10 protein-coding genes, 1 tRNA gene and 1 pseudogene are annotated in these 9,810 nt (G+C 39.7%); 8 read left to right on the plus strand and 4 right to left on the minus strand.

The features are described 5' to 3' along the window. Positions 1 to 156: 156 nt before the first annotated feature. The 3 genes from IQ244_RS31570 to IQ244_RS31580 form a co-directional block, all read right to left on the minus strand. Positions 157 to 465 (minus strand): SLC13 family permease, encoded by a 309-nt coding sequence (locus tag IQ244_RS31570; RefSeq protein ID WP_228059291.1) that lies wholly within the window; start codon positions 463 to 465, stop codon positions 157 to 159. Positions 466 to 984: 519 nt separating this feature from the next. After that, positions 985 to 1,236 (minus strand): hypothetical protein, encoded by a 252-nt coding sequence (locus IQ244_RS31575; protein ID WP_193900612.1) that lies wholly within the window; start codon positions 1,234 to 1,236, stop codon positions 985 to 987. A 4-nt stretch (positions 1,237 to 1,240) separates the two neighbouring features. Then, positions 1,241 to 1,468, minus strand: coding sequence for a DNA-binding protein (locus IQ244_RS31580; protein ID WP_193900613.1), 228 nt, complete (start codon positions 1,466 to 1,468; stop codon positions 1,241 to 1,243). A gap of 518 nt (positions 1,469 to 1,986) precedes the next feature. Between IQ244_RS31580 and IQ244_RS31585 the strand changes: the two genes are divergently transcribed. The 8 genes from IQ244_RS31585 (at position 1,987) to IQ244_RS31620 (ending at position 9,558) form a co-directional block, all read left to right on the plus strand. Continuing rightward, the gene (locus IQ244_RS31585) at positions 1,987 to 2,811 is read left to right on the plus strand and encodes a carbonic anhydrase (protein WP_193900614.1); all 825 of its coding nucleotides are present in this window, start codon (positions 1,987 to 1,989) and stop codon (positions 2,809 to 2,811) included. A gap of 680 nt (positions 2,812 to 3,491) precedes the next feature. Continuing rightward, the gene (locus IQ244_RS31590; protein WP_193900615.1) at positions 3,492 to 4,763 is read left to right on the plus strand and encodes a glycosyltransferase family 4 protein; all 1,272 of its coding nucleotides are present in this window, start codon (positions 3,492 to 3,494) and stop codon (positions 4,761 to 4,763) included. Between the two features lie 559 nt (positions 4,764 to 5,322). Then, on the plus strand, positions 5,323 to 5,784 hold the full coding sequence (gene rsfS, locus IQ244_RS31595; RefSeq protein ID WP_193900616.1) for a ribosome silencing factor: 462 nt from the start codon (positions 5,323 to 5,325) through the stop codon (positions 5,782 to 5,784). Continuing rightward, a complete protein-coding gene (locus tag IQ244_RS31600; protein WP_193900617.1) occupies positions 5,781 to 6,281 on the plus strand; it encodes a CGLD27 family protein in 501 nt (166 codons plus the stop codon). Before rsfS ends, IQ244_RS31600 begins: the two co-directional genes overlap by 4 nt. 103 nt (positions 6,282 to 6,384) lie before the next feature. Continuing rightward, positions 6,385 to 7,338, plus strand: a complete 954-nt coding sequence (locus IQ244_RS31605) for an asparaginase (RefSeq protein WP_193900618.1) — start codon at positions 6,385 to 6,387, stop codon at positions 7,336 to 7,338. Between the two features lie 46 nt (positions 7,339 to 7,384). Then, positions 7,385 to 7,461: transfer RNA gene (locus IQ244_RS31610), tRNA-Met, on the plus strand. A 393-nt stretch (positions 7,462 to 7,854) separates the two neighbouring features. Then, the gene (locus IQ244_RS31615; RefSeq protein WP_228059292.1) at positions 7,855 to 7,968 is read left to right on the plus strand and encodes a group I intron-associated PD-(D/E)XK endonuclease; all 114 of its coding nucleotides are present in this window, start codon (positions 7,855 to 7,857) and stop codon (positions 7,966 to 7,968) included. 129 nt (positions 7,969 to 8,097) lie between these two features. Further along, a complete protein-coding gene (locus tag IQ244_RS31620) occupies positions 8,098 to 9,558 on the plus strand; it encodes a YcjF family protein (RefSeq protein ID WP_193900619.1) in 1,461 nt (486 codons plus the stop codon). 111 nt (positions 9,559 to 9,669) lie between these two features. Here IQ244_RS31620 and IQ244_RS31625 read toward each other — a convergent pair. Continuing rightward, positions 9,670 to 9,810: pseudogene (locus IQ244_RS31625) on the minus strand (IS982 family transposase); the annotation flags it as partial.

Genomic DNA, 9,810 nt, shown 5'->3' on the forward strand with positions numbered 1-9,810 from the left:
ACGTACTTGTTTGTCATATATAGTGCTGAACGTTGGCAAAAGTGCTTCAAAAGCTTTCCGGTTCAATCCTGTTAATGCCCGTAACAGCCTATCTTGTTTTAATGCCCGTTCGATGTTCAGCATTTCCCCACTTAAGTACTAACTTTCTATTCTCCCTTATTTCCCAACAACTCTTATTAATAACCCCAATGGACTGTGGATATAACGGATTGTGTAATCAACAGCCAACTGGAAAAAACCCGCAGCCGCCAGATTAGCACTAATGATCATCATGCCAAACAAGAATACGAGTGTTTTGTAATCAATCGCACCCCATGCTGTAGGTAGATCCAGTAATCCCAATGCCATCAAAAAAGCCGCACCCACAAAAGCGATTGTGGTACGATTCATCCGCAGTCCGGGTAAGTAACCCAGCCCTAAACCAGTGTAAGTCAGCACAATTACTAAGTACCGCAGAACTACCATTGCCTACTCTCCAAGCATCGCTAAGTTATTAGTTTCTGGCATAAAGAACCAGAATAAAGCTAAAGAAAGCAGAGGTAGCGATCGCAATCATGCTCAAAAATAACAGTTTTTTGGACTATTGACCATTGACAGCCTCAACGAAAAAAATATGACACTTGTTTGTGTAAGTCCTCTAAAATTAAAACTGCCCTGGCGGATAACCAGAGCAGAATTGAGAGAAGGAAAGATAGATTTAAAAAGGGGAATTTTAGGTTTTCTCCCCGCTTACATATAGTAAATTTTCTATGTAATGGGATACATCCTCAGTTCTATTCTTTCCGGCAAGACAGGAAAAAATTTTGGGGTTCGCTGTAAAAACTAGCTAAATTCCTCACCCAAGCCAGGGCTAATTGTGGCATACTCTCATTACTCCGTCGCAAACCGTAACTATCTTTAAAATGCTTAACTGTTTAATTCACAGTTTTGGCGCTAATAGTCACAGGTAATTAAGCAGCGTATCTATTTGCAGAAAAAATGCTTTTATCTATAGATATGCATAAATAAAGAATAACCACTAACGGCAAAAACAAAAAATATAATTACAGAAAACATTACTACATCTCTGGCTATAAATAATATCCAGTTTTTTCTAAGTTCTTGTTTAAACCGAAGTTCTCGCAACTTGCGTTCAAGTTCTGCATCTGCTGGGGACTGGTGATTTACTGCTGATATAATTAGCGGATTTTTACCTTTATTAGCAACTATTTGGGATAAATCTTTAACATCTGTCATATTGTTAGATGCCTACAATCTCAGTTTCCAAGTTATCTTGTTCATCTACAATCCAAAGATGTTTGCCTTTTTGCTTGGCTTCTAAAGCTACTTCTAAGAGTGCGATCGCTTTTAGTAGTACCTCAGCATGATCTCCATTCAGATGTTGGGCAAGATTATTGATTGTTTCATATAATTCTGGCGATAATTCTAATTCTATTTGAATTCGTTGCAGTTGATTTTGGGTAGCCATTTCTGTAAATACTCTGCAAAAGTCAGTTTTTCGGTAGTTGCCGTCATAGCGTCGCTATACCTATTGATGAATCAACATCATTCTAAACCACAAAGAAATGATAATCTCTATAGACTAGCAGACTCTATACTCCAGTTTCAGCGCTACTAGTAATGATAACTAATTCAACATTCTACCTCCAATCGACATATTTTAGACAAAGTATTTTTCTAAAATTCTTCCTGAAATCTTGCAAAAATCCACCCGATAAATGTGTAATTAAAGTACAAAGTAATTCTATTATAGAAAAATAGATTTTAATTAATTCTGACTTCTAAAACTGTCAAGATTAATTGTTCTGCATAAGTGGCTGCTGTTTTGCTAGAGAGGCACTAACTTAAACAAAAAGGCTGATGCTCTTTATTTTGTTAGCACTTTGTTAATTCTAAAGCCAAGCAGCCTGCACTTAATATAATCTCAATCTCCATCAATTTTGTCTGATTTGGTAATTAAACTACAAGTATTTCTGGAACTTGGTAATGAAGAAATTAATTAAAGGTCTGCGTGAATTTAAATCTAGCTATTTTGCAACGCACCAAGAACTGTTTGAACAACTTTCACAAGGTCAAAAACCCAGGGTATTATTTATAACTTGTTCCGATTCACGTCTTGATCCAAATCTAATTACACAAGCCCAAGTGGGTGAATTATTTGTGATCCGGAATGCAGGAAATATTATTCCACCTTATGGAGCAACTAATGGCGGTGAAGGTGCCACTATTGAATATGCAGTTCAAGCTTTAGGAATTCAGCAAATTATTATCTGTGGACACTCTCATTGCGGCGCAATGAAAGGACTAATAAAATTACAAAGTCTGAAAGAAGATTTACCACTTGTATATGATTGGCTCAAATATGCAGAAGCGACGCGTAGGCTAGTTTTAGACCACTACAGTCACTACCAATCAGAAGATTTGTTAGAGGTGATGATTGCCGAAAATGTTCTGACTCAAATTGAAAATTTACGGACATATCCAGTAATTCACTCCAAGCTTTACCAAGGTCAACTTAAAATTTATGCTTGGATTTATCACATTGAGTCAGGAGAAGTTTTTGCATACGATCCCCATAAACACGCCTATATCTTACCTCAAAACCAAATAACAGAATTAGATACAGAAGATATCACTCTCAATCCATTTCCACATTCTAATGGAGCAATTCGTTCTCCTCAAAACCAAGCAGGCGAAATCAAACAAGATCAGGAACCGACAAAAATTACAGCACATGAACGCTTTCCGATGCCACTTCTTTCTCCAGAGCAAAGAGAGCGAATTTATCGAGGTTCAAGTCAATCAAATTAATGAAGGCTGACAAAACATATCATTTTTAAGCAAAATCAAAGATTGATTCTTTAAGCCTTTGCAACGCCAGTGGCTAACCTGCGGGAAAGCTTTAAAGCCACCCACAGCGCTGTCTCTCCAAGCCACTGGCTCGTTTTTGTGCGAAGCAAAATTCATCCCTTTCATCATTAACGCCTTTTATCCCTTTTCCTATTGAGAATCTGGAGTATTATTACTCTGGATTGAGGGTTTCATCACTATATTTTTTGGTTGTAGCGATCGCTTATATTAACAGCAAAATTGAAGCAGTTGCCAGAAATTCAGCAACCAAATTATTTAATGGGGTTTTCAAACAGGAAGTTTTAGACCAAAAATATCTGTAGTGATAGTCATTAAATTATAGTCTCTTGCAACCAGCATCTTAATACCTAACTACATGATTGATTTTTATATTGTAGTTATCTGAACGATAGGAAAAATACTGAAGTTTTTCAGTGTATACTTACTTTTTGTTGTTAATCTTCTAGTAACAATTTTACCAATCAGCACTTAAGCAAGAAAAGATAAATTTTACTCAATCTTCAACGAAAAACCACTGACATCAACAGGGACTAAAGAGAGAATTAGATATAGGTGCAACAAAATGCATAACAACATTATTCTCGTTATCCAAAAAGCCAGGGACTCTGACTGAATCTTTTATGCGGATATTAATTTACTCCTACAACTACTATCCAGAACCAATTGGTATTGCCCCGTTGATGACGGAATTAGCAGAAGGACTGGCCAAGCGTGGGCATGAAGTGCGAGTTGTCACAGCTATGCCAAATTATCCTGAACGCCAAATTTACGAGGATTATCGGGGCAAGTTTTACCTCAATGAATACAAAAATGGTGTTCACATCCAACGCAGTTATGTTTGGATTCGACCACAACCGAATCTGTTAGATCGGATAATGCTAGATGCTAGTTTTGTTGTTACAAGTTTTTTCCCTGCTTTGCTAGGCTGGCGACCAGATGTAATTCTATCAACATCACCATCTTTACCTGTATGTGTACCTGCGGCTTTGCTGGGTTGGTTACGAGCGTGTCCGGTAGTACTCAATCTTCAAGACATTTTACCGGAAGCAGCCGTTCATGTTGGACTACTAAAAAATAAATTTCTCATCAAAGTATTTGCTGCATTAGAAAAATTTGCTTACCATTCAGCCTCAAAAATTAGCGTTATCGCTGATGGTTTTGTCGAGAATTTGTTGTCTAAGGGTGTAGAAGCCGAGAAAATTGAACAAATTCCTAACTGGGTTGATGTCAATTTCATTCGCCCTTTACCTAAAGAAAACAATCCTTTCCGTAATACACACAATCTCAACGGTAAGTTTGTAGTCCAATATTCGGGAAACATTGCTCTAACTCAAGGTTTAGAAACAGTAATTCAAGCTGCTGCTGCATTACGTGATATTACAGACATTGCTTTTGTGATTGTTGGTGAAGCAAAAGGTTTAAAACGATTACAGCAGTATTGTTTAGAATGCGGTGCAGATAATGTGTTGTTACTGCCATTTCAACCGCGTGAAGAATTACCACAAATGTTGGCTGCTGCTGACGTTGGTTTAGTTGTGCAGAAGAAGAATGTTATATCCTTCAATATGCCGTCAAAAATTCAAGTGTTACTTGCCAGTGGTCGGGCATTAGTCGCCTCTGTACCCGAAACTGGTACCGCCGCAAGAGCTGTCAGACAAAGTGGTGGCGGAGTAATCGTTCCTCCAGAAGATGCCCAAGCTTTGGCAGCAGCTATTGTAGAACTTTATCAACACCCGGAAAAGGTGAAAACGTTGGGCTACAACAGCCGTCAATATGCAATGGAGCAATATGCTTTTGACCAAGCCTTAAATCACTATGAGGCTTTGTTTGAATTAGTTACCTCTGATACTCAGGTAATTGAAGCTAAAGTAGTTTCCAAACAAGAGGTGTAGCGAAAAATACAATAACTAATGTGAATTTTCCATCATGACTCATCAAAAAAGTCTACGGTGAAAAACTTATACCCTATTGAAAAATGATGGCGACAGTTGGGTTAAAGAAAAGCTTACCAATAAACCCTGCCAAAATCCAAAATGGTGTTAGTATCCGTCATGCGCTTGAATGAAGGCTGGCAAATATCATGGGTGCTTTAGTTTTATCTATGATTTCAAGCGCATAACAACAAAATATGCTATGTAAACAAAAGCTATTTAATTATTGCTGAGTAGGAACGATTCTGTTCCTACTAATACTTTAGGTAGAATATTTAATATCTTAAGATTTTTCTGGGGCCATTATTCTCTACAATTCTTGGTAAAAGTATACTGCTTGATTGATGATGGCGCTTTAGCTTGGAGTTATTGGTGCTGATTTTTAGTTGCAATCCAAACAGTCAATTGTGAACTCACTGCATTAACAGGCGTTTTTTGTTAGTATTCAAAAAAACAGTTGTTGTTCAATTGTTGTTGGTGAGTAATTATAAAATAAACGGGATCAAGCACCTGAGGTTTAATGTCTGATTATATCCAAGGAAATCTTCCATTACAATCTGTGTCGGAGAAAAATAGTCCACTCAAAAGCCTAGATGCAGGTATGAAAGATTTGAGTGGACAATTAGCTATGACTGTTGCTGAAGCAGCATCAGACCGCAAAGCAGGAGAGATTTTGGTACTGAGGGTAGCCGATGTATCTTACCTAGCAGATTATTTTGTAATGATGACGGGCTACTCTAGGGTGCAAGTCAGGGCGATCGCTGAAGCAATAGAATATCAAGTAGAGGCTGAATGGCAACGTCGTCCCTTACGCACCGAAGGCAAAGCTGAAGGGAGTTGGGTGTTGCAAGATTACGGCGATGTAATCGTTCACATCATGATGCCCAAAGAACGGGAGTTTTATAATTTAGAAGCGTTCTGGGTTAATGCCGAACGTATTGCCGTTCCAGAAGCTGATGATGGTGGGGGTAAGCCAACATGATGAGGTCTTCGGTTTTCAATTGCCCAGTTCCTACAGACCAACAACCACTGAATGAGTATGAAGAATTAAAAACTTCCTGGCTATTTCGTGATTGCACTTTAAATTGGAGGGCATATATCACGAACATCGCTTGGATTTGGGGTTTTTCCTGGCTAGTCTCTGGGCCAGTAGCAGCAGCCAGCTTTCCACCACAAAGGTATTTTGCCCATTTTGTCCTCTGTGGAGCCGCGGGGTCAAGTCTGGGAGTGATTCTTGTTTTAATACGTATGTACTTAGGTTGGCGTTATGTACGCGATCGCCTCTACAGCAAGACCGTATTTTATGAAGAGTCAGGCTGGTATGATGGACAAACATGGATAAAACCGCAAGAAGTTTTAACTCGCGATCGCTTGATTGTGACTTATGAAATTAAGCCAATTCTCCAACGGTTACAATTTACCTTTGCTGGCTTGGCGGGAATGTACCTAATTGGTACTATAGTTTGGCATTTGTTTTAAGTAGTCCATAGTCAAGAGTCAAAAGTCCATAGTCAAAAATACTAATTTTTGACCATTGACCATTGACCATTGATAAATAATAAAAAGAGATAAACTTTAACCCATGACAATGGGAAAACGAACTCAAGCCACAGTACTGGAAGTCCGGCTACTACGGGAAGGCATCATAGAATCGCGGCATATAGTCCAAGCTGTTGTATGCGATGACAGGGGACGGGTTTTGTCCGTTGCCGGTAACGCTGAAACAGCAACTTTTGTCCGTTCTGCGCTTAAACCGTTTCAAGCACTAGCTGTTACTACCACCGGCACACTAGAACGCTACGATTTGAGCGATCGCGATTTAGCAATAATTACTAGTTCTCATAAAGGAACAATAGAGCAAGTCAGACAGGTATTTAATATACTTTGGCGTGCTGATGTTGATCCAACGGCGCTCCAATGCCCAATTCCTGAAGGTAAACGGAGTCCGCTGGAATATAACTGCTCTGGTAAACACGCCGGAATGTTAGCAGTTTGTCAACAACGCCATTGGCCTTTAAATAACTACTTAGACCGGAAACACCCGATACAGCAGTTAGTTTTGGGCAAAGTCGCAGAGTTATTGCGAATGCCCGCTGAAGAATTTATTAGCGCCCATGATGACTGCGGCGTACCAACCTATCTGATGCAACTGGGACACATGGCATCTTTGTATGCTTTGTTAGCTGCTAGTAGCAATGTAGATATGGAGCGCATCATTCGGGCTATGACTCATCACCCTGTCTTGGTCGCAGGAGATGGCGAATTTGATACCGAATTGATGCGTTTAGCTCCGGGAGAAGTAGTCAGTAAAGCTGGGGCAGAAGGCGTACAGTGCATCGGTAGACTGGGTGAAGGTATGGGATTGGCAATCAAAGTTATGGATGGGGCAAGACGAGCCAAATATGCTGTAGCTATTCACCTACTGCAACAGATGGGTTGGATTAGCCCTAGTGCCGCAGAAACCCTCGCAGAAAAGTTTATGACCTTCGGAAAATACAAGCGTTTAGAGGTTGTTGGAGAATTATCGCTGTTATAGTTGTCAAACTCTAGACTTTGGGTTATACTTGAAAAGTCAAGAGCGACGCGGGATAGAGCAGCCTGGTAGCTCGTCGGGCTCATAACCCGAAGGTCAGTGGTTCAAATCCACTTCCCGCCACCAAATAAAAAACCTAACAAAACCCTGTAATTTTTAAAGATTACAGGGTTTTGTGTTGCTTGAGTATTTGTCAACGCAACCTGCCGTTCTTCATAGACTCAAGCGTGGTTGGGGAGTAAGAGCAGTTGGCGATCGCCAACCTGAAGATTTAGTATTTGACATAGGGGAAACTTAGCTAAATCCAAGTCAAATATGCTTGCTTAGATGAGTCTTCAGGTAATTATAGCGGTAGTCAGATATATTAGGAAAATTTGAAAGCTTGAATGCCAGGAATAGTAGGACGTTTTCCCCTGCCTTCTGCTATATGTTGTAGATAACTATCGGGCGAAAACAACTCGGCGCTAAATGGTTTGAGAAGCATACAAGCAAACTGACTTTTATTTTGCCCTAGTGTATATGCGACTGGATTTGTTTTATGTCTTCCCTGTCGATGTGTTCATAGGATATGGTAGCGAAATCCACCTTGTGGAAGCGAAAAAACGACAGCGTAAAACTCATTCTGTACAATAATGTGATGCTTGGGATTTAATTTTACAAGCAACCGTAAGTAAAGAAAATTATGTACCTTCGCTTGTCTGATTCGCAAAGCAAGGTTTTGATCTATTCTGAAAGAAAACCTGCCAAAAAGCGCGGAGAATAATGGTTGTGAAGTTAGAACGACCTATTTTAGTGGGAGGATTAGGACTTTCCTTTTCCCTTTGGATGCTACAAAGTTGGCATGATTCGATAGTACAGCTAGGTGAATTTAGTTTATTGAGTACCCTGGCGGTTGGTGGTGGCTTGTGGTTATGGCAGCAAAATCGCCCGAAAACAAGTTTAGAACAACTAGATTGTACACCTGTAGATCGGGCAACAGCAGAGAGTGCGATCGCTAAAGCTGAAGCAGTCATTCACCAATTAGCGCAAGAAAGGGAAAATCATTCCTCCTTAAGTAAACTCCGAGAACAATTAGCTAACTTGTTCTCAGAGTTAGACAGACAAGAAATTGGAATTGCTGTGACTGGTGGTAAAGCTGTAGGTAAAAGTACTTTAATTCAAGTGTTGCAGTCTAGTGGTTGGCAAGAAAAACAGCCAAAATACAACTTGCAAGAGACAGCATCTTTGTTTAGAAAAACAACTGACGAGTCAGATACCGCAATTTTGGCAGAAGTGGCAAAATCTGATATCGTGCTGTTTCTGACAAATGGTGATTTGACTGAGACAGAATTCCAAACCTTACAACAGTTAAAAGCTGCAAATCAGTCGACAATTCTGGTTTTTAACAAACAAGACCAGTATGTAGTTGATGAACGTGCTACCATCTTGCTGTCATTACAACAAAGAATGCCTGGTAATGTAGTAGCTACTGCGGTATCTCCCATTCCCATCAAAGTGCGGAAACATGAAAGTGATGGTTCTGTACAAGAATGGATGGAACAGCCAGCACCAGATATTGCACAACTAACACAGCAATTAAATACAGTTTTGGCACAGCAAGGACAAAAGTTAGTTTGGACAACCACCATGAGAAAAGCTTTGGCGTTGAAAGCTGAAGCTAAAAACTGGTTGAATCAAACAAGATGCGATCGCGCTACTCCAGTTATTGAACAATATCAATGGATAGCTGCGGCTACAGCCTTTGCCAACCCAGTACCAGCTTTAGATATCCTGGCGACTGCGGCAATAAATGCCCAAATGGTCATTGATTTAGGTAATATCTATCAACAGAAATTATCTTTAGAACAGGCACAAACTGTCGCTGGTACAATGGGAAGCTTGATGCTGAAATTGGGTTTAGTCGAACTGTCTACAAAAGCCGTCAGCAGCGTTCTCAAGAGTAACGCCATTACTTTTGTTGCTGGTGGTTTAGTGCAGGGTGTTAGTGCTGCTTATCTAACCAGAGTAGCTGGCTTGAGTTTAGTCGAGTATTTTGAGCAGCAAGAAATAGCATTAGATTCGGGAACTGCTATAAATCTAGACAAATTGCGCCAAACCTTACAAAAAGTGTTTCAGCAAAATCAGCAGATAGCTTTTCTACAAGGTTTTGTTAACCACAGTTTGAAGCGTTTATTACCACAAACACAGCAGGTGGAACTTGTTGGTGTTGAGAAGATTGGTTAAATTGAAGATTGATCAAAAAGGAGATAGTTATTATGCAACTATCTCCTACTGAAAAATTTAATTTCTGACTAAACTATGCAAAAGAATTCTGCTAATTAACCTGAGTTCGGGTTAAAGATAAGGAGGTAAAAGCCACTCCAGTTGAAGGCTAGGTTTCTTAGGTTGATGACAATAAGCGATTAATCCGCAAAGAACGTTAACGCAAAAATTAACAGGGCTTCGATGTCTGGAATGCTCAATTTGAGAAATATT

The sequence above is a fragment of the Nostoc sp. LEGE 06077 genome, assembly GCF_015207705.1.
Taxonomy (GTDB): domain Bacteria; phylum Cyanobacteriota; class Cyanobacteriia; order Cyanobacteriales; family Nostocaceae; genus Nostoc_B.

Coding starts and splice junctions, on each gene's coding strand:
- IQ244_RS31620 (WP_193900619.1), top strand. CDS start 8,098: ATGGTTGTGAAGTTAGAACGACCTATTTTAGTGGGAGGATTAGGACTT.
- IQ244_RS31605 (WP_193900618.1), top strand. CDS start 6,385: ATGACAATGGGAAAACGAACTCAAGCCACAGTACTGGAAGTCCGGCTA.
- rsfS (WP_193900616.1), top strand. CDS start 5,323: ATGTCTGATTATATCCAAGGAAATCTTCCATTACAATCTGTGTCGGAG.
- IQ244_RS31575 (WP_193900612.1), bottom strand. CDS start 1,236: ATGACAGATGTTAAAGATTTATCCCAAATAGTTGCTAATAAAGGTAAA.
- IQ244_RS31570 (WP_228059291.1), bottom strand. CDS start 465: ATGGTAGTTCTGCGGTACTTAGTAATTGTGCTGACTTACACTGGTTTA.
- IQ244_RS31590 (WP_193900615.1), top strand. CDS start 3,492: ATGCGGATATTAATTTACTCCTACAACTACTATCCAGAACCAATTGGT.
- IQ244_RS31580 (WP_193900613.1), bottom strand. CDS start 1,468: ATGGCTACCCAAAATCAACTGCAACGAATTCAAATAGAATTAGAATTA.
- IQ244_RS31600 (WP_193900617.1), top strand. CDS start 5,781: ATGATGAGGTCTTCGGTTTTCAATTGCCCAGTTCCTACAGACCAACAA.
- IQ244_RS31615 (WP_228059292.1), top strand. CDS start 7,855: ATGCGACTGGATTTGTTTTATGTCTTCCCTGTCGATGTGTTCATAGGA.
- IQ244_RS31585 (WP_193900614.1), top strand. CDS start 1,987: ATGAAGAAATTAATTAAAGGTCTGCGTGAATTTAAATCTAGCTATTTT.